Consider the following 21,242-nt stretch of genomic DNA (forward strand, 5'->3'; position numbering starts at 1 on the left):
CCCCCTGAAATACAATGACTTCCCCCCATACACCCAGAAGATGGTACATGGCTGCCATCATCGCCGCCCTCTTCCTCAGCCCCGCCATCCTGCAGGGCTGCGAGATGGTCGGCGCGAACGATCCGGCGGAGACGCTGACCGATTCCTCCTCGCCCATGGCTGCCCCGACGAGCGAGATCTATCCTAAACTTCGGCATCCACAACTGCTTGATGACGCACGCCGTGCAGGGTCTGGCGCCGCAGGTAAGCTGGAGGGCGAATCCGTAAACCTTGTCCTTGGCCTTGCCATGTACGAGGCAGACGGCGTTACGCGCCGTCTGTTGGATCGGTACGGGATCACCTCGAGACTGCTGAACCGGTATGGCGACCTGATCCGGATCAAGGTTTCCGTGGATACGATCACGGATGCCCTCACGGTCTCGATCGACGGATCGATCTACGACACCTTCCTCACGGATATGGAGAGCGACCCGGATATCGCGTGGGTCGAACCCGACTTCGTGATTAACACCAGCGAACTGGGCACTACCTCGGGCGCCAAATACGACAAACAAATCACCCCATGGGGCATTAGCCGGGTAGCCGCGTTGACGAACGAAACGTTTTCCGAGTCGTTTTTGATGGACTACCTCGTCGAAGAGCCTGTTTCGGTGTATATCCTAGATTCGGGTGTACTGAGCGCTCCGTTCATCAACGACCTGGCCGTGGTTGAGCAGAAGGACTTCACCATGTTGTTCGCCAACCGCGATCAGCAGTACTGGGACGATGATGAGGCGACTACGGGGACCGGCTTCGACCCGGGGACGTCCGGCAATCCGGCGGATGAGTCGGGTCACGGGACGCACATCGCCGGCGTAGTAGGCGCTATGAAGAACATCCACGGCGTCGTGGGCGTGGCGCCGATGGCTCGCATTCATAGTCTGAAAGTGCTGACGGCCGAAGGGCAAACCGACGTCACCACGATGCTGGCGGCGGTCGAGTATGTCACCCGTGCCAAACTGGCGTCGCCTTCGACCCCAATGGTCGTCAACATCAGCCTCGGCATGGACATCGGCACGAAGGCGTACAACGTGCTGGACGAGGCGATCGCGGCGTCTATCCGGGCCGGCATCGTCTATGTCGTCTCCGCCGGCAACAGCGGCAAGGATGCTTCGACGTTCTCGCCGGCTCACGTGAGCGGTGCGATCACGGTCGGCTCGTACAACGTCTACAACCAGTTCTCGCGGTTCTCCAACCATGGGGCCGGCGTAGACGTTCTGGCGCCGGGCGAGGAAATCATCTCCCTGACCCATCGGGTGGATGAGATCTACGCCTACGAAAGCATCCTCGCCAGCGGCACGTCGTTCGCCGCGCCCCACGTAACGGGCGCCGTGGTGCGCTACCTGGGCAGCAATCCATCGGCCTCGCCGGAGGCCGTGGCAAAGTACCTGGTTAGGAACGGCAAGTCGGTGATATCCGGCCAGCCGACAGGTACGACGAATAAATCCGTCAGCCTGGAGAAGCTGCTCGGCACCTCGTCAACGACCGCGCCGGCTACGAGTTCGACGTCCACGACCACGAAAAGCACTTCGACAAAGTTAGCACAATAACCCCTTCGTCGCCGATCTGAACTCCATCCCAACCGGCGGCGATGCCGACCCATGGCAAACGAAACCAGGCCGAAAGGCCTGGTTTCGTTTTATTCGGGGGTGAGCAGGATGGCCATCACCCGTTAAGCTTTGCCCCGGCCGGCCGATCATGGAAACATACCTATGGATTAGCAGCCCAACGCCCTACGTGTCCTTTCTACGGCCCATACCCTTCTATACGCTGTTCGCCGTCCTGGTCGCCCTGTCGGGGTTGTCCGCCGGCGCCTCGCGGGCGCAGCAGACCCTGCGACTGGACCCGGACCGATCGATCGCCCAGTACGTATTCGATTCCTGGCAGGTAGACGATGGCCTGCCCCAGAGTTCCGTCACGGCGATTGCACAGACACCGGACGGCTTCCTGTGGCTCGCAACCGACGAGGGGCTTGTGCGCTTCGATGGGGTCGCGTTTCAGACCTTCGACAAGAGCACGGAGGAAGCCTTTCTGATCAACGATGTCGTCGCGATGACGGTCGGCCAGGACGGCGTGTTATGGATCGGGGCGCGCGGCGGCGGCCTTCTGCGTTACGACGGCGCCTTCACCCGCTTCGACGACACCAACGGTCTCACCAGCAACTACGTTACCGCGCTCTACGAGGACCCTGCCGGCGTCCTCTGGATCGGCACGTATGGCGGCGGCCTACTGGCTTTTGAAGATGGCCAGTTCAGAGGATATACAGCCGACGACGGGCTGCCGGGCGAGTTTATCAGCACCATCGCCCAGGATGCACGGGGCACCCTCATCGTGGGCACCGAAACCGGGATCGTACGCCTGGACACCAATCGATTCGTACCAGACAACCGCCCGGGTGCTCCCACCGGACTGATCAGTACCCTGTACAGCGCGCCAGACGGCCGGCTCTGGGCGGCGACGAGCGAGGCGGGCCTATTTTTCCTTGAAGGAAATGTCTGGATCAACCGGAGCGATTCGATCGGACTTCGCGAGGGATATGTCTCCGCATTCCTCACAGATACTGCCGGTAGCCTCTGGCTCGCGGCTACAGGTGGACGTCTTTACCGATTGCGGGACAATGTATTCGAGTCGTTTACTTCAGAGAGTGTTTTCAAATCCAATGACCTGACGTCCCTCTTCCAGGATCGGGAAGGTAGTCTCTGGATCGGCTCACGTTACCGCGGCCTACATCGCCTTCGCGGGAGTAAGTTCACGCCGTTCGGCATGCCGGAGGGGCTACCCAGCGACCGCGCCAACTCGATCTATGAAGCTCCTGACGGCACGCTATGGTTTGGCACCCAAGCCGGCGTTGCTCGCCGGCTACCCGACGGCCGGATCGAGAACTTCAACACATCTACCGGCCTCGGCGGCGATGAAGTGCTTTCCGTCATCGGAAATGCCAACGGGGAGGTGTGGATGGGTTCCAACGGCGGTGGCCTCGCCCGATGGCGCGACGGCCGCATCAGCCGATTCACCACCGAAGACGGGCTGGCGAGCGACAACATCTTCGCCCTGTTTGTCGATTCAAACGACGTGTTGTGGGTTGGCACCGATGCCGGCGTTTCGCGGTATTCGGACGGAGTGTTTACGTTGCTCACAAGCGCCGACGGCCTGTCCAGCGACTTCGTCACCGCCTTCGCGCAGACGCCCGACGGCAGTGTGTGGATCGGGACGTACGACGCCGGCGTGAATCGGTATGCCGACGGCGCCTTGACCACGATCTCCACCGCCGACGGGCTCACGAACAATACGGTGCTTTCGCTCTATGCGGACGCCGCCGGCGCGCTGTGGATCGGCACCTACGGAGGCGGCCTGAACCGTCTTAAGGATGGGGCGATCCACGCCGCCACCCAGCGCCAGGGGTTGTTTAACGACAACGTCTACGTCATCCTTGAAGACGACGAGGAGCGACTCTGGATGACCTGCAACAAGGGCGTCTTCCGGATCGACAAAGCCGGCTTCGACCGCCTCGCCTCGGGCGACACGACGGCCATTGCCTCGGTCGTCTACGACCGCTCCGACGGCCTCCGTAATGCCGAAGGGCTGGGCGGGCAGCAACCGGCTGGCTGGCGCACCCGCGACGGGCGGCTGTGGTTCACGACGGTCGCCGGCGCCGTCGCCATCGATCCCGCGCATATCCCCACCAACCCGATCCCGCCTCCCATCGCCATTACCGGGCTCGATCTGGACGAAAACCCCTACCCCATCGGCGCCTCGCTCACCCTGCCGCCGGGGGGGCATAAACTCCGCTTCGCCTTCACCGCCCCGAGTCTCGTCAACCCGCACCGCGTGCTGTTCCAGTACCGGCTCGCCAGCGCCGACGAGGCCTGGTCCGAGCCCTCATCCCGCCGAGAAGCCTTTTACACCAACCTCCCGCCGGGCGACTACACGCTGGAGGTGATCGCCCGAAATGACGACGGCGTCTGGAATCGCCAGCCGGCGACGCTGTCGTTTTATCACGAACCCTATTTCTATCAGACCCTCTGGTTCAAGCTGCTCTGCCTCGCCGGCCTCGTCGGGCTTGCCTACACAGGATACCGCATCCGCATCCGGCAGATGCAGGCCCGGCAGGAGGAACTAGAGCGAACGGTCGAAGAACGGACACACGACCTCCGCCTCGAGAAAGAACGCACGGAACAGGCGAAAACGGTTATCGAGGCGCAGGCCGACAAGCTACGTGAACTCGATCGGTTCAAGACGCGCTTCTTCGCCAACCTGTCCCACGAGTTCCGGACCCCGCTGACGATGATCATCGGGCCGCTCGAGAACTTGATCTCGGGCGCTTACGGAACCGTGAGCGAGGCCGCCGTGCGCCAGGGCCAGATCATGTTGCGCAACGCCCAGCGGCTGTTGCGGCTCATCAACCAGTTGCTTGACCTTTCGAAGCTCGAAGCCGGCAAGATGGAGTTGCGCTCGCGCGAGCGCAACATTGTCCCATTTGTCGAGGGCGTCGTCTATTCGTGTATCCCCCTGGCCGAGACCAAAAAAATCGCCCTCACCTTCACAAGCAACGTCGAAAAAGTCTCGCTCCACTTCGAGCCCGATAAACTCGAAAAGGTGTTCTTCAACCTCCTCTCGAACGCGCTCAAGTTCACGCCGGCCGAGGGAACGATCGACGTTGCCGTGACTGATCTGCCCGAACCCCGCGAGGACATGCCCGAAGGCGCCGTCGAAGTGCGCGTCCGCGACACCGGCAAAGGGATTCCCGCAAAGGATCTGCCCCACGTATTCGACCGCTTCCACCAGGTCGATGGATCGAACACCCGCGAACATGAAGGCACCGGCATCGGGCTCGCCCTCGTGCAGGAGCTGGTGCTGCTCCATAAAGGCGAGATCGATGTCACGAGTGAGCTGGGCGTCGGGTCGACATTCACCGTCCGCTTCCCGCGTGGAAAATCCCATCTCCAGCCGGACCAGTTCGCGACCGATGAGGACGTTCCGGAGGCGATGCCGGCGCGCGGCGCCCTGACCGAACTGGCCGTCGAAGGCGCCGAACTCGACCATGAGCAGCAGGCCACCCCCGCCGAACAGCCGCTGGCAAAGTCAGACAAAACCATCCTCTGCGTGGAGGACAACCCGGACGTGCGCGAATACGTCGCCGGCATCCTCGAAGCCCAATACCGCGTGATAACGGCTGTCGACGGCATTGACGGGCTCGAAAAAGCCCGGACCCTCTCGCCGGACCTCATCGTCAGCGACGTGATGATGCCGCGGATGGACGGCAACGAGATGTGCCGGCAGATCAAGGACGACCCGGAGCTGAACCACATCCCCATCCTCCTGCTCACCGCCCGTGCCACGAACGACATCCGGATCGAAGGCCTCGAAGCCCGCGCGGACGACTTCCTCGCCAAGCCCTTTAACGCCCGCGAGCTGATGACCCGCGTGGCCAACCTCCTGGCCCTGCGCCAGCAGGCCAAGGAGCTGAAGCGACTCAACGAGAACCTGGAAAAAGAAGTCGCCCGCCAGCTCGACACCATCCTCACCGAGCGTCTGAAATACGAGGAAGAGATCCTCGCCGCCCGGGACGAGGCGGAGCGGTCGTCGCGCCTCAAGTCCAGCATCCTCGACAACGTCAACCACGAATTCCGGACACCGATCGCCGGCATCGTGGGCAGCAGCGATTTGCTGGCCCTCGAAGTGCCGGAGGACCTGAAGGAGTTGGTGGACATCGTAAAAATAAGCGCCGATCGGCTGATGCGCACGCTCAACTCGGTCGTCGAACTCGGCGCCCTGGAGAGCGAAACCTACACGCTGCACGTCTACCCGGCCGACGTGCTCGACGTCCTGGAAGAAGTGCTCGAGACCCAGTTCATGCGGGTGCGTGCCAAAGGGCTGGACCTCCAGTATTCCGTGAACGACGAAGCGCTGCCGGCGATCGTGGACCCGATGGCCCTGCGGCGGGTGTTCGAGTTGCTGATCGACAACGCCATCAAGTTCACCGAAGCCGGTTCCGTCCGCATCGACGTCGAGAGCGACGGCGTCGAGGTGCGTATCCACGTCGCGGACACCGGAGTCGGGATCGATGAAGCCTACCAGCAGCGGGTCTTCGAAGCGTTCGTGCAGGAAAGCGACGGGATGACACGCACGTTCGAGGGCTGCGGCATCGGCCTGACGATCGCCAATCGGATGATCCAGAAGATGAACGGAAGGATTGAGCTCGAGTCTCAGAAAGGCATCGGCAGCACGTTTACCGTCGTGCTTCCGGCGCGGGCCGGCAAGTCGTTGGCACGCACGGATATGGTAATGAATTGATCAGCCGGCGGTACACCCGATCATTCGCGGCTATGTACGGACATGGCATGGTGGTAGCCATATGGTAAAGGGACACGAGGTATCGTGTCCCTGCGGCCCGTCACCCTGAGGTGCTCGCTGACACCGCGCCACGGGTTGTGCTGGAACTCGCCGATCCACGTCCCTTCCATCACATCGACGACTCCCCCGGAGCGGACTCGCGCACAGGCCCCCACAACGCCGCCCCGAGCAGCGCGATTGCAAGAAGGATGGATGTCGTCATACAGATTTCACCACACCATCTTTCACTTTGCATCTTTCACTTTGCATCTTTCACTTTGCATCTTTCACTTTGCATCTTTCACTTTGCCTTTTGCCTTTTACCCTTTGCCTTTACTCATTGTCCCGCAACGCCTTGATATAAGCACCATCCACTCCGTGATTGTGCATATCGATGAGTTGCTCGACGGTGACGTCCTTCAGGCCGGCATCGCGAATTTCGCGGACATAGTCGGCGTCGACGCCATGGCGCTGGAGGCGGATGAGCTCATCGAGCGGCAGATCCAGGCCGGCCTCCTTCATGTCGATGAGATAGTCGCTGTCCACCCCGTATTTGGTCATCGTGATGACGTCGTCGAGCGATATATCGGTGTACCCTTGCTCGCGGAGGTTGTCTAGCAGATCGGTATCGACGCCGTATTTACTGGCATTGATGAGCATGTCCGCCGTGAGATCCTGATAGCCGTAGCGCCCCAGGGCCTCGACCAGGTCTTGATCGACCCCGTATTTACTCATCGTCACCAGTTCCTCGCCGGACAAGTCCGTGTACCCCGCTTCGCGCATGGTCCGGACGAAGTCGACATCCACCCCGTATTTGCTCATCGTGGCATAGTCGCCCAGGGTGAGGTCGGTATACCCCGATTCCTTCATTTCGGTGATAAAGTCCGCGTCGGCGCCGTAGCGACCCAGCATCACGAGGTCCTGGTAGGTGAGATCGCCAAAGCCCATGCGTTTGAGCGACTGGATGAACTCCGTGTCCACCCCGTACTGCCGCAGCCGGATGATCTGTTCGATCGTCAACGAGTCGACCGGCGTTTGTGGGTAGGCCTGTTCTTCATCCCACTCGAATTCAGGCACTTCGAAGTTCATCTCGGGGATCTCGATCACCATCTCGGGGATGTCCACATCAAACGCGGGGATTTTGATCGCAGGCATGACAAAATGAAAGGCCGGCACGTCGACATGTATCTCGGGGATCTCGACGTCGATTTCAGGAATAGTGATTGCAGGGACCTCGATGTCCATGTCCGGGATTTCGATTTCGATCGGGGCCGGCGGCGTGGCCACGCGAGGCGCCCGGGGGGGCCTAGGGGTCGCCTGAGCCATCGTCGCGACAGGCTGAAGGGCGGCGAGCGGCACCACGATGCAGGCCACCAGCATGAGGGTGAGCCACGTCGCCGGACGGTTCTGGTTACGCCGGCGGAACGGGTCCAGGATGGAGAGGAGCCGGCCCTCGAGCTGCGAGCCGCGCGCCATGGAGACGGCCGCCACGGTGGACCACTCCCCGCGGCGCAGCATCCGTGCCGTCTCGAGCAGGGTCTCGGCATAGTGCGAGGCATCCGCGCCCGATACAATCACGATGTCGTCGGCCGAGCGTTCGCGTTCGATCCGCATCTGCCAGGAGGCGAGCCACACGAGCGGGTTGAACCAGTAGATCGCGGTGACGACGTTGGTCATCAACTGGAAAAGGCAGTCGTACCGCTTCACATGCGCCAGTTCGTGCAGGAGGACGGCGTCTTTGCGGGCGTCGCTCCATGTGTCGGCGTCGGCCGGCAAAACGATCACAGGCCGCCATACCCCTACGGCCATCGGGACGGACGTCCAGGTGCTCATCCGCAGCCGCACGAGGCGCTGGACGCCCAGGCGGTGCGCGGCGGATTCGGCCTTAAGATGCCACTCTTCATCGTCCACGTGTGAAGCCCGGCTGACGAGCAAACGCGCGCCGGCGTGGGCCAGCGCCAGGCGTCCGAGCACGACGCATACGCCAAGCGCCCAGACTAAAAAGGCCCACTGCATCCAGTTCAACGACGACGACATCGCCGACCAATTCGCCGCTAGTGACGCATCTGCAGGAGCGGTGGCTGGCGGAAGAGTCAGCGGGGCCGGCGCGGGGAGCGGGTCAAGCGAGCGGACCGCATCAGGAAGCGGAGCAGGCTGCGCGTTGAAGGGGTCCACCCGGAGGGCCTGGTCTACTTCGATTGATGCGGGCAGGACGGCCACCTGCCAGGCCGGCATCAGCGGAGACAGAAAGGGCAGCAGAAAAAGCCCGAGCAGGGCCGAGCACCAGACCATGTACCGCGTCGCGGCGGCGCTGTGGCGCAAGGCGTAGGTGAGCAAGCCGGCCGCCGACAATAGCAGCGTACCCTTCACCAGGATCAGGATCATGTCCGCTAGCCAGGGGCGCACATCGAACGCGAGGAGTGGAAAATCGAGCAAGGATGGCATGTCAGTTATCCTCCTGTTGTTTAGCTTTTTCGATGAGCCCGGCCAGTCGGTCGAGATCGGCTTCGCTCAGTTCGTCCCCCTTCAGATCCAGCAACGCCGCCACCACGCGGTCCGCCGAGCCATTAAAAAAGGCCTGGACCATATAGTTCATGGCGGATTTGCCGGCTTCGTCCGGAGAAATCGTGGCGGTGTAGATATACCGCGCGCCGTCTCGCCGATGGCTCAAATGCCCCTTCTCCTCCAGGATCCGCAACATGGCCCGCACACCGGAATACGTGGGCGGATCCGAAATGCCTTCCATCACCTCGGCGGCCGTAGCCTCCCCGCGCTTGTAGATGAACGACATGATCTGTCGTTCGCGCGCCCCGAGATCCATGGGTGATTTCTTTCGCTTCATGATCGGTTACGTTTTGTCACGGCAGCCTGTCGCGACATGTGCCGGCAACCCCAGCCGGCCCGGTATACATGCTACAATACTAGCACCCTACGCCAAACATACACAGAAGATGCAGGGCCGTCAAGTCTTTCTGCTACAATACTAGCATTTTTTTATCCAACAAAAAAAGGGAGACCCCGCCGGATCGCGGAGCCTCCCTGTCAATCCTTCACCCGGCCGTAGTCAGTTGATGACCGGAGCCTCGTGGCACCCGTCGATCGACGGGTGGATACTCCACTGATTGGCCGGCTGCGTCTGGGCAAGGAGGACCAACGGATCTCGGGTCTGCCCGACGTGAAAACACCAGACATCGAGGATCTGCTTCTTGAACCGCTCGACCAGCGTGGTGTCCGCCTTATCCATGGAGCGGTAGCGGGCGTCGACGACGGGGGTCAGCTTTTGCACGTGGCGGATCGGGTGGATCTCGTTCCAGCCCGAGTGGCCGGCGTCGTAGACCCAGTCTCCCAACACGAGGATGACATCCCCCCCTTCGCCTGTTGCAGGATCGGCGGCCGTCAGTGTGCCGGCGGCCGGGTCATACACGTCATTTAGCTCGCCGTTATGCGTCGCCGCCCATGCAATCGCCACCGCGGCGGCGGTGATGGCGAGCCAGATGGCCGCGGCAATCAGACAGATGGCCCACCCGATCAGGGGGATGGAGCATATGGCCCCGACGATGGGCGCCCCGAACGACATCACCTTCAAGACCGCGCAAACGTCGTGTACGCGGCACCCTTTCACCTCCACATGGAACACCTCCGTATCGGCCGGCAGGTTATCGAATTTCACCGAGACGCCGGCGAAACCGAGCCCCAGATCACCCGACGGCGGTTGTTCGGCCATAAATGGGGCCTGATGCGGATCCGACATCAGCATCTCCGAAAGCGACTCGACCGGTGAATGCGGAGACGGGAGGATGTTCATCGTGAAGTCATCGTCCATCTTCTCGAAACCCGACTTGTCTTGCCCCACCGGAATGATCTCCATGAGTCGACCGATCGTACACGCATCATCCTGAATGCAGATGAGCTTCCCGCCGTGTAAAAAGGCGCACAACTCAAATATCGCCACGACAAATGCCACGCCGGCCACGACGCCGAGCCCGGGGATGGCGATCCCGCCGATGACCATCACCACGATTTCGATGATCGCGAGCGCGCCGGTCAAAATCCCCCAGGCGATCACATTCGTGAGGCCCGTGAAGTTGTCTTTTGTTACGCACTTAAAGTGCTTCCCACAGTTTTTTGCCATTGCCCTACCTCATGCCGTTGGATGATCTAGGAATTCTTCCGAACCGTTAGCGTGACGCCGCCCAACACATCCGTCCCGTGCAGGGCGTTGATGTTGAAGGCCTTCTCGCCACGGAACGCATCAGGCGGATCGATGCGGACGGTAACCTGCTGAGCGGCGCCCGGGGCCAGGCTGAACTGCGCCGGCTCGATCGTCACCGACCAGCCGGCCGGTACGGGAAACGCCGCGATGTCGTGCCGGACCCGGGCCAGCGTCCAGTTGGCCGCCTCTTCGGTGACGGGTATGAACACGTTCTTGCGGTTTTTTTCAGGGTTTTGCCGTTCGCTTTCTTTTTTCTCCGGACGCTTGCGGCAGTCCAGACTCGCCGGGATCGTATAGGTGTCCACGGTCATGCGGATGCGCTTGGGAATCGTATCCTCGTTGCGAACCGGGAAGACAAAAACGGCAGGAGACTGCGCGATGCCCACGTTGGTGTTCTCCTGTCCCATGTTGTTTTTCGGATTCGCGTCGTCAAACCACTCGAGATCCACCTTCAGGCAGTAATGCCCTGCTGTCGCCGGCGTCCGCCAGACCTGTTTTGCGGCCACGGGATGTCCCGGCGCACCCTTGACTGGCAGATCGACGACCGTCGTGCCGATGGGGGTCAACACAGCGCCCACCCCAAAACTCTGGAAGGAAAAGTGAACAGGCAATCCGACCGCCGGCCCATCCAGCGAGTTGTTATAAACGGTGGCGACCACGTCGTATTCCGTGTCAACCTGGAGATCGCTTGACGATACCGGCGAGCCGTTAAAAAAGAGCTGGATATCGGGATTATCCCAGGTGACGGCCAGCCCCTGCTCCATCAGGTACTTCTGCGAGTAGATCAGGGGATCGGCGCGTTTATACACATCGGGGCGGATGACGGCGCATCGCGGGGAGCAGCGCGCCGGCCGTCCCCTCCTCACGTCCCGCAAGTGTTTCCCTCGCCGGCGGACGTCCCGATTCCCTCGGATCATGCCTAAAAATTCCTTGAGCCACAGAAGCACAATTCGGGACAACACGCGTAACAGCCGAGCCGGCAAAGCCGTCAGGGCTTTCGGGTAAAAAAGGATCCTCATCGCAATCACCAGGGTCTGGTTAACGGGTTGGATACAGGCAACAACCGGGCACAGGGGTTCGTCGTTTTACACCCCTCGACGAGAACACGACGAACCCGGTCAACAACGCGCGATCAGGCGCGCGCGTCTCGCTCCGGCCAGGACGCGACGATCAGTTTGTCGACCCGCGACACCACGGCGCTGAAGACATACCAGGTCGCCAGAAAGGCGACACATTCCAGCGTGAAGCTGTGAAACTTGTACAAGAATTCAGCGACGATCAGAGCGAGCGATAACGAGGGCAATTCTACACGGTACTTCTCTCGCACGGTGGCTTGTTTGAGGAAAGAATACATACGCATTACCTCGACATGATGAGAATGGGCGGGGATTGGGAGCGTCCGCGCCTCGAAACGCGCCGGCGCGACGATCCCACGAGGAAAGAAATGAGTACAACCTTCGAATAGACTTATGATACTCCCTGCGCATAACCTATCGCAAGACCGACATCCGGTAGGATAACTGTATCGGACGTCCTATTTTTTAAAGGATTCGCTCGGTCATAGCGCGGTGCGTCGATAACCGACTGGCTCTTCGAACCGGTCGCCGCCTCAACCTGCCCACTCACTGCCATCGCAGCCACCTGATATGCCCATCTACCATCGACTCGGATCCACGCCGGCCAAGCGGCACACCGTCTTCCAGAAATCCTCGGGCGGACTTTATTACGAAGAGCTGTTCGGGACCATCGGGTTCGACGGGATGTCCTCGCTCCTGTACCACGTCCACCGCCCCACAATGGTGAAAGCGGTGGTGGGCAGGACCGATCAGATGCCGAAGGTAGCCGTTGACCACAACCTGCAAGCGCGGCTGTTTAAAGGCTTCCAGGTCTCGCGGCGCGACGACTTCCTCGAGAGCCGGGTGCCGCTGCTCATCAACAGCGACATCCACATCGGCCTCGCCGCCCCGCGCACGTCGATGAGCGATTACTTCTACAAAAACGCCGACGCGGACGAGCTCCTGTTTATCCACGAGGGCTCGGGTACGCTGCTCACGCCGCTGGGGCGGATTCCTTTTAGCGCCGGCGACTACCTCGTCATCCCCCGCGGCACAATCTACCAGGTCGACTTCGCCACGGCGGTCAACCGACTGCTCTACGCGGAATCTTTCCACCCCATCTACACCCCCAAACGCTACCGAAATCACTTCGGCCAGCTCCAGGAGCACGCCCCCTTCTGCGAGCGCGATTACATCCTACCGCGCGACCTGGAGACCCACGACGAGGTCGGGGACTTCATGATCAAGATCAAAAAACAAGGCGTCGTGCACGATGTCGTTTACGCCGCGCACCCCTTTGATGTCGTGGGCTGGGACGGGTACAATTATGCGTACGGGTTTTCGATCCACAACTTCGAGCCCATCACCGGCCGCATCCACCAGCCGCCTCCGGTGCACCAGACCTTCGAGACCCGCGCCTTTGTCGTCTGCTCCTTTTGCCCGCGGCTGTACGACTACCACCCGCAGGCCATCCCCGCACCCTATAACCATTCGAACATCGACTCCGACGAAGTCATCTATTATGTCGATGGAGACTTCATGAGCCGCAACAACATCGAGCGGGGGCACATTACCCTCCACCCGGGCGGCATCCCGCACGGGCCGCACCCCGGGGCGTACGAGCGCAGCATTGGCAAGACCGAGACCGAGGAGCTTGCCGTGATGATCGACACGTTCAAGCCGCTCATGGTCACCGAAAGCGCCCTCGCCCTGGACGATGGCGTCTACTTCCAGTCATGGCTGGACACGCCCAACATCGCCGGCTGACGCCCCGCCCATGCCCGACTCCTGGCTGCCCATCGCCGCGGACTCCGACTTTTCGGTCCACAATCTCCCGTTCGGGATCTTCTCCGCGCCCGGCCGGCCCCGCCGCACCGGCGTGGCCATCGGGGATTGGATTATCGACCTCGCCGCCGGCGAGGCTCGGGGCCTTTTCGCCGGCCTTGGGGTCGATCGGGAGGTTTTTCTCAGCGCCTCGCTCAACCGGTTCATCGCCCTCGGAAAGGCGACCACCTCGGCCGTACGCACCCGCCTCGCCGCGGCCCTCGTCGATCCCGGCTCGCCCCTGCGCGACAGCCAGGCGCTGGTCCCACACGCCAGGGCCACAATACATCTCCCGGTCGCTATTGGCGACTACACGGATTTTTATTCGAGCATCGACCACGCCACCCATGTCGGGACGATGTTTCGCGACCCCGCCAATGCCTTGCTCCCGAACTGGCGGCATCTGCCGGTGGGTTACCATGGCCGGGCCTCTTCGATTGTCGTTAGCGGCACGCCCATCCGCCGGCCGGCCGGCCAGGTGCTGCCCAAAGGGGAGGCCACGCCGGTATTTACCGCCACGAGCAGGCTGGATTTCGAATTGGAGATCGCCTTCGTCATCGGCAAGGACAGCACGCTTGGCGAGCCGATTCCGGTGGGCCAGGCCGAGGACTACATCTTCGGGCTAGTGCTGTTCAACGACTGGTCCGCCCGCGACATCCAGCAATGGGAATACGTCCCGCTTGGGCCGTTCCTCGCCAAGAACTTCGCGTCGTCGATCTCCCCCTGGATCGTGCCGATCGAAGCGCTGGAGCCGTTTCGCGTGGTTGGGCAACCGCAGGAGCCGGCGGTCCTGCCCTACCTGGCGACCACCGGAGCGCGACATCTGGACATCGCGCTCGAAGTAGGCCTGGTGCCGGCCAGCGGGGACGAAACCATCGTCAGCCGCTCGAACGCTCGCCACCTCTACTGGTCGATGACGCAGCAGCTGGCCCATCACACCGTCAACGGATGCAACGTCCGCGTGGGCGACCTCATGGCGTCGGGCACGATCAGCGGCCCCGACGCCGGCTCGTACGGCTCGCTGCTCGAGTTGTCGTGGGCCGGCAGCCGGCCCGTTCCGCTGCGTGGCGGCGGCACGCGGACCTTTCTGGAAGATGGGGACACGGTCACCCTGCGCGGCCATGCCACCCGGGGCGATATCCGCGTCGGGTTTGGCGAGGTGCGCGGGCAGGTGCAGCCGGCCAACCACCCGCTGCTGAAAATGAAATAACAGCCGGCGGGGCGTTGGCAGGGTACGTCGGAGGGGCTGGCGCTGTCTAGGTAAGGAAACGGGGCACGATGCCCCCGCCGCCTTACAGCCCTCCCCGTCATGGTCTCCCGCTACGTCTTGCTCCTCCTCGCCGTCGCCGCGTACGCCACGCCGGCCATTGCACGCCAGGAAGTGTCAGTGGAAGTTCGCCTCGAACCCGCCCAAGCGACAGTCGGCGATGTGGTACGAGTCGCGATGATCGTAGGCGGATTGCCAGCCGGTCAGGTCTTCAGTTTCCAATTTGAGGTGACGGTAGACCCCGCCGTGGCGACGCTGGAAGAGGTTGTCACCGGAGGTACGCGTAGCGAGGGCGCCATCGTCCTGGTTGGCCCCGCCGGCACCGGGCGGGTGCGCGTGGCGGCGGCCGGCACCCGCCCGCTCGAGGGGGATGGGATACTCGTCTACCTGAGCTTGCGCGCCCATCGCGCCGGCGAAAGCCTGATCCAGGTGAGTTCCTTTTTATTTAACGAGGGCGATCCGGCCGCGCGGGCGGTCGATGGGTGGGTGACGGTGTTGGGCCCCACGACGGAAGCCGACTCCCTTCGAGTGACGCTGCCGGACACGACGGCGCGTGCGGGGCACCACATCCGCCTCCCGGTACGCATCGCCCACCCGGGCCGGGGTCTTCTGGCCGTAGCCTTTACGCTCGAGTACGACCCCGGCGCCTTCGAATCGGTCGCGATCGACACCGCCGGCGCCCTCGTCGCTGGCTCCCTCGCCCGCTTCGAGCCCGGCGATCCCGGCGAAGTTCACGGCTTTATCGCCACCGCACGGCCGGTAGCAGTTGCCGGGGATCTGTTTACCGTGGTCGCCCACGCCGGAGCGCATGAAATCAACACCCGGCTCAGGTTCTCCCGGTTCATCGTAAACGAGGGGGATCCGCCGATCGGGTTTCGGGGCGGCCGTGTCGCCATTCGCGCTCGTCCGCCTGGTGATGTCTCGGGCGATGGCCATCTGGACCGGGCCGACGCGGAAATGGTGCTCGACTTCCTGGCCGGCCGCCTCTCCCTGGATGCCATCACCTACGACGCCGCCGACGTGTCCGGCAACGGCCTCGTCTCCCCGTACGACGCCGCGCTCATCCTGCAGGCGGCCGCCGGCCTGCTTCCGTGTTTCCCGGTAGAAATCGGCTGCGATGCCGATAAACGTGTGGGCGAACGTGTGGGCGAACGTGTGGGCGAAAATCCTGGTCGATGGGCCTGGAGCCCTCCCTCGCCCGACCACTCCGGTGATTGGAGGACCCGTCTGATGCTCGACGCCACTAACGCACCCGTTTACAGCGTCGCGATCGCGATGCTACGACCGGGCTCGACCCCGGCGCAGCTAACCCCCGAACTCATCCCGCTTCCCGACGGATGGCAGTCCACCCGATTCATCCGGGGCGATTCACTGCACCTCGTGCTCGCCGGCCCGATGCCCTTACCTCCCGGCGACCTGCTGCTGTTTCCCACACCCCCTCCGGTGGGTGTCGCCGTCGCCCTCAACGACCGACGAGTGATGCCGGAGGCCCCTGCCCCGGTGTCTCCACCAGAACAACCCGCCGTCGACCTCACGCTAGCCTCGACCTTTCCGAATCCATTTTCGCGACACACCACCTTCATATTCCAACTCCCGACAGCCGGCCCGGCCCAATTGACCGTGTACGACCTCCTTGGCCGCGCAGTGGCCCGGCCTCTGGACGGCTGGCTCGAGGCCGGCGAGCACCAGCTCCCCTTCCACCGGGGCGCGCTCGGAGCCGGCGTTTACCTCTATATCCTCGACGCCGGTGGCCAGCGCGTCAGCCGGCGCCTTATTATTCAATAACGGCTTATGAACAGATCGTGGTTCACCGGGTGGCTCATGGCCGGGTGGTTCGTGGGCGGGATGTTCCTCGCACCCTACGTACGGGCGCAGGAATGCCCCACCGGCGTCTGCGCCGCGCCGGAAGGGCGAACCTACTGGGTGGATGCCCACGCCGGCAATGACAACAACCCGGGCACCGAACACCAACCCTGGGCCACCATTTCCCGAAGCACCCGCCCCGGCGTCCTCCAGCCGGGCGACGCGGTCGTGATCCGCGCGGGGACCTACCGCGAGGCCATCCTGCCCTCCACGGGTGGAGCCTCGGGCCGGCCGATTCGTTTCATGGCCCATCCGGGCGAGCGGGTCGTCATCTCCGGAGCCATTCCGCTACCGGGTGTCTGGCAACTCGCCGGCGCCGACTGGGCGCTGCCGTGGCCGTTCCCACCCCTGTGGACACGCCGCGTCCACGACGGCGTCCCGCACGACGACGACGCACGCCGGCGCGATCTGATTATCGTCGACGGTCGCGTCCTCCAACCTGTCTACCGACGCGCCGACCTCCGAGACAGCACCTTCTTCCTCGAAGGCTCACCCGATACCCCCACCACCCTGTATGTGCGGCTGCCCGCCGGGAGCCACCCATCGACCGGGATCTGGGAAACCAGCCGGCTTCCCCATCTTTTCCGAACCTCGGCGAACGAAATCGGCTGCCTGGCCGGCGAAGCGCTAAGCTACTTTCACCTCTCCGGTCTCCTCTTCGAGCATGTCGCCAACGAGGCCCAACAGGGCGCCGTGTGTATCGGCGGCGAGGAATCGGTTCTGGAGCGTGTGACCGTGCGTTGGACTAACGGCGCCGGCGTACTCGTTTCGGGTGAGGGGCACCAGCTTACCGGAGTCGAGGCCTACTTCAACGGCATGAGCGGCATCCGCGGAGAACGGTGCGACCGCTGCGTGGTCGAGCGCAGCATCTCCCGATTCAACAACTGGAAGGGGTACGCCCCATTCTGGGAGTCCGGCGGCGGGAAATGGCTTTTCACGACGCGTTCGGTGTTTCGAGAAGTCGACTTTTCAGACAACGCCGGCCCGGGGCTGTGGCTGGACATGTACAATACCGAAAACATTGTCGAGAACAGCCGCTTCCACGGTAACTACGGAGTCAACCTGTTCATCGAGTACCAGAGCAACGGTAACATCATCCGCAATAACGTGATGACCGGCGCGCGATACGCCCGCCCCTCGTTCTTTGGGTATGGGCTGCTCATCCACGCCAGCGACCAGAATCTCATCCTCCACAACACCCTGATGGCGAATGAAGGCGGCGGCATACGCATCCGGGCCGACGACCGGGGGGATGCCGCCGGCAATCGGTATCTGAACAACCTGTTCGTCGCCAACCTGAAATTCCAGGGCCTCACCGGGCGCGATCTCGCGTTCGAAAATCACCGAAGTCTGGCCCTGGCCCGTTCAAATCAGGGCGACGGAAATGTATTCTGGGGCCGGCGCTCGGCCACCAGTGAGTACCAGACGTTTTACCTGCGGCTCCTCAATACGTCGGGAGACGAAGTGCTCCGAACATCGGATCTCGCTGTCTGGCAAACACAACTGCAAACGGACCACTCTTCCTGGACCCTGCAGCCGGACGCCCACCACGGGCTCGACACCACGGACGTCATTGCCGGCTGGCGGATCGGCGCGGCTTCGGTGCTGCGGGGCACGGCCGTTCCACTATCCGGATCGTCGTCGGTCGGGGAAGATGTGGACCGCGAGCCCCGTACAACGGCCGGGGCAGACCCGGGCGCCGATCAGTTCGTGGCCGCGGTGCTCCTCGCCGGCGACGCCTCCGGCGATGGCCGGCTTTCGGCCTTCGATGCGGCGCTCATCCTTCGGGCGCTTGAAACCGGACAAGGAGTACCCGATCGTTATCCTCCGGCCTACGATCGCTCGGGCGACGGCATCGTCTCACGGCACGACGCACTGCTTGTGCTCGAAGCCATCGCGGCGGCGGAGTGACGCGGAAGGTTCATCGCAACCCGCTCACCTGGCGCGCGATGACCAGTCGCTGGATCTCGCTGGTGCCTTCGTAGATCTCCGTGATCTTCGCATCCCGGAAATACCGCTCCAGGGGCAGCTCCTTGCTATACCCGATGCCGCCGTGGACCTGGATGGCCTCGGTGGTGACCCACATGGCCGTCTCGCTCGCGTACAGCTTGGCCATACTCGCCTCAAGGGTATACCGACCGCCGTTTTTCAGTGCGTTCATCTTCGCGAGCGCCGCCTGGTAGATCAGCAGGCGGCTCGCCTCGATACGCACCTTCATATCCGCCAGCTTCTGCTGGATCATCTCGAACTGGCCGATCTTTTGACCAAAGGCCTCGCGTTCGCCAGCGTAAGCCACACTGGCTGCAAAAGCGGCCTCCGCGATGCCGAGCGCCTGCGCGGCGATGCCGATTCGCCCCGTATCCAGCACGTTCATCGCGATCTTGAATCCCTCCCCTTCCGCCCCGATGCGATTTTCGACCGGACATTCGTACCCGTCGAAATGCAGTTCACTCGTTACACTCGCCCGGATCCCCATCTTGTGCTCGGGTTTGCCCCGGTGGAAACCCGGACGATCCGTGTCGATGATGAATGCCGTGATGCCTTTGTAGCCCTTGTCCGGCTCGGTCATGGTAAACAGCAGCACCGTGTCGGCCACGGGGCCCGAGGTCACCCACGACTTATTGCCGTTGATCACATAGTGCGAGCCCGAAGCGCTTCGCACGGCGCGGCTCCGCATCCGGCTGGCGTCGCTGCCGCTTGAGGGCTCCGTCAGGCTGTATGCCCCGATTTTTTCGCCGGCGGCGACCGGTGTCAAATATTTCTGCTTCTGTGCCTCGGTGCCGGCTTGTAGCAGGGTATGGCCGAAGAGGGAGTTGTTGACCGACATGATCGTCCCGTGGCTTGCGTCAGCCCGGCTCACCTCAGATAATGCGAGGATGTACGCCATCGTGTCCATGCCGGCGCCTCCATAAACCTCCGGAATCTCGATCCCCATAAATCCCAGTCGCCCCAACTCGCGGATGGTCTCGGCGGGAAACGTCGCCGTCTCGTCGTGATGCGCCGCTATCGGGGCAATCGCCTGCTCGGCGAATTCGCGCGCCGTCTGCTGAATCAGCCGGTGATCTTCTGTGATGAAGTCGAACATATGGGAATCCTCAGATGGACATTCAGGGTGATTAACACCGTTAACAAGTATATCGATGAAAACGTTCTAAGGCTATGATCGAACATGTGAAGTTCAGGACAACGACGAGAGGTTCGAGAGTGTCGGCTGCAGCCGCCGGAAACGTTTGACTTGCCCCCCGGTGCGCGCTATAATCCGGATGTGTTTTTTGATGGCCTGTCCGCTCGCCTCCCCGCCTGATACCAGATCTCATGGATTTGCCTCGTCGCACTCCCCTCTCCGTGCTCCTGCTCGTGGTGTTGTCGGCCGTCGCCGGCTGTACGCGCGATGCGCCTACCCTCACCGTTGCGACCGTGAACAATGCCGACATGATCATCATGCAGCGGCTCTCGCCGGCATTCGAGGAGGCTACCGGCATCGAGCTGAACTGGGTCGTGCTCGAGGAAAACCTATTGCGGCAGCGCGTAACGACTGATATCGCCACCGGAGGCGGCCAGTTTGATGTCGTCACCATCGGCTCCTACGAAACCCCGATCTGGGCGCGCGAGGGTTGGCTCCTGCCGCTCAACGACCTCGGCGATGCCTATGATTATGACGATCTGCTCCCCTCCGTCCGCCAGAGTCTTTCGCTGGGCGATACGCTGTTTGCGGTGCCCTTCTACGCCGAAAGCAGCTTCACCTATTACCGGACGGACCTCTTCGAGCAGGCCGGCCTGGTCATGCCCGAAGCGCCCACCTATGCTCAGATCGCCGAATTCGCCCGACGCCTCCACGATCCGGCAAACGGCGTGTATGGGATCTGCCTTCGGGGCAAACCCGGGTGGGGTGAAAACATGGCCTACCTGAGCACCCTCGTCAATGCGTTCGGCGGCCGCTGGTTCGACATGAGCTGGCACCCGCAACTGACCTCGCCGGAGTGGCATGCCGCCCTCACGTATTATGTCGACCTCCTGGCCAACTACGGCCCCCCCGGCGCGGCGTCAAACGGGCACAACGAAAACCGCGCGCTGTTTGCCGCCGGCAACTGCGCCCTATGGATCGACGCGACTGCCGCCGCCGGCCATCTCTACAACACTGATGACAGCCGGGTGTCGGACCGCATCGGATTCGCGCGGGCACCCGTGGAAGTAACCGGAAATGGCACGAGCTGGGTGTGGGCCTGGGCGCTGGCGGTGCCGGCCTCCAGCCGAAATGCCGACGCCTCGCGCCAGTTTGTGCAATGGGCCACCTCGGCTGACTATGTTGCCCTTGTCGGCGATACGGACGGCTGGACCGTGGCGCCTCCCGGCACACGGCGCTCGACGTACGCCAATCCGGCCTACCTCGCCGCGGCCCCGTTTGCGCCGTTCGTCGAGACCGCCATTCTGTCCGTCGACCCCACCCGGCCGACGCGCGATCCCGTGCCCTACGTCGGAATTCAGTATGTGGGGATCCCGGAGTTTCAAGGGATCGGGGCGCAGGTGGGCCAGGTCATGGCGGCGGCGCTTTCAGGCCAGCAGCCAATCGACGAGGCCCTCGAAACCGCCCAGAATATCGCGGAGCGCGCCATGCGAGATGCCGGGTATATCCAGTGAGACCGTTACG

At 62.6% G+C, this 21,242-nt stretch carries 13 protein-coding genes; 7 read left to right on the plus strand and 6 right to left on the minus strand.

Annotated features, from left to right (window positions below):
* Window positions 1-47: 47 nt before the first annotated feature.
* Both SH809_09295 and SH809_09300 read left to right on the plus strand, forming a co-directional pair.
* The gene (locus SH809_09295; protein ID MDZ4699886.1) at window positions 48-1,589 is read left to right on the plus strand and encodes a S8 family serine peptidase; all 1,542 of its coding nucleotides are present in this window, start codon (window positions 48-50) and stop codon (window positions 1,587-1,589) included.
* Window positions 1,590-1,737: 148 nt separating this feature from the next.
* Window positions 1,738-6,333, plus strand: a complete 4,596-nt coding sequence (locus SH809_09300; protein MDZ4699887.1) for an ATP-binding protein — start codon at window positions 1,738-1,740, stop codon at window positions 6,331-6,333.
* Between the two features lie 372 nt (window positions 6,334-6,705).
* On the opposite strand, the gene SH809_09305 is transcribed toward SH809_09300, so the two are convergent.
* From SH809_09305 to SH809_09325, 5 genes are all read right to left on the minus strand, one after another.
* A complete protein-coding gene (locus tag SH809_09305) occupies window positions 6,706-8,817 on the minus strand; it encodes a M56 family metallopeptidase (protein MDZ4699888.1) in 2,112 nt (703 codons plus the stop codon).
* Window position 8,818: 1 nt separating this feature from the next.
* Window positions 8,819-9,214 (minus strand): BlaI/MecI/CopY family transcriptional regulator, encoded by a 396-nt coding sequence (locus SH809_09310; GenBank protein ID MDZ4699889.1) that lies wholly within the window; start codon window positions 9,212-9,214, stop codon window positions 8,819-8,821.
* A 222-nt stretch (window positions 9,215-9,436) separates the two neighbouring features.
* Window positions 9,437-10,504, minus strand: a complete 1,068-nt coding sequence (locus tag SH809_09315) for a hypothetical protein (GenBank protein MDZ4699890.1) — start codon at window positions 10,502-10,504, stop codon at window positions 9,437-9,439.
* Window positions 10,505-10,530: 26 nt separating this feature from the next.
* Window positions 10,531-11,604, minus strand: coding sequence for a hypothetical protein (locus SH809_09320; protein ID MDZ4699891.1), 1,074 nt, complete (start codon window positions 11,602-11,604; stop codon window positions 10,531-10,533).
* 113 nt (window positions 11,605-11,717) lie between these two features.
* On the minus strand, window positions 11,718-11,939 hold the full coding sequence (locus SH809_09325; protein ID MDZ4699892.1) for a hypothetical protein: 222 nt from the start codon (window positions 11,937-11,939) through the stop codon (window positions 11,718-11,720).
* A 292-nt stretch (window positions 11,940-12,231) separates the two neighbouring features.
* Between SH809_09325 and SH809_09330 the strand changes: the two genes are divergently transcribed.
* The 4 genes from SH809_09330 to SH809_09345 all read left to right on the plus strand — a co-directional run bounded on the left by SH809_09330 (window position 12,232) and on the right by SH809_09345 (window position 18,505).
* Window positions 12,232-13,407: a homogentisate 1,2-dioxygenase gene (locus SH809_09330; protein ID MDZ4699893.1), complete on the plus strand. Its 1,176-nt coding sequence runs from the start codon at window positions 12,232-12,234 to the stop codon at window positions 13,405-13,407.
* 10 nt (window positions 13,408-13,417) lie between these two features.
* Complete coding sequence (gene fahA, locus SH809_09335; GenBank protein ID MDZ4699894.1) at window positions 13,418-14,674, plus strand: fumarylacetoacetase; 1,257 nt, start codon at window positions 13,418-13,420, stop codon at window positions 14,672-14,674.
* A gap of 99 nt (window positions 14,675-14,773) precedes the next feature.
* Window positions 14,774-16,516, plus strand: a complete 1,743-nt coding sequence (locus SH809_09340; protein MDZ4699895.1) for a cohesin domain-containing protein — start codon at window positions 14,774-14,776, stop codon at window positions 16,514-16,516.
* 6 nt (window positions 16,517-16,522) lie between these two features.
* The gene (locus SH809_09345; protein ID MDZ4699896.1) at window positions 16,523-18,505 is read left to right on the plus strand and encodes a right-handed parallel beta-helix repeat-containing protein; all 1,983 of its coding nucleotides are present in this window, start codon (window positions 16,523-16,525) and stop codon (window positions 18,503-18,505) included.
* A 10-nt stretch (window positions 18,506-18,515) separates the two neighbouring features.
* On the opposite strand, the gene SH809_09350 is transcribed toward SH809_09345, so the two are convergent.
* Window positions 18,516-19,679, minus strand: a complete 1,164-nt coding sequence (locus SH809_09350) for an acyl-CoA dehydrogenase family protein (protein ID MDZ4699897.1) — start codon at window positions 19,677-19,679, stop codon at window positions 18,516-18,518.
* A gap of 230 nt (window positions 19,680-19,909) precedes the next feature.
* Between SH809_09350 and SH809_09355 the strand changes: the two genes are divergently transcribed.
* A complete protein-coding gene (locus tag SH809_09355; GenBank protein MDZ4699898.1) occupies window positions 19,910-21,232 on the plus strand; it encodes a sugar ABC transporter substrate-binding protein in 1,323 nt (440 codons plus the stop codon).
* Window positions 21,233-21,242 lie beyond the last annotated feature (10 nt).

The organism is Rhodothermales bacterium, assembly GCA_034439735.1.
Classification (GTDB): Bacteria; Bacteroidota; Rhodothermia; order Rhodothermales; family JAHQVL01; genus JAWKNW01.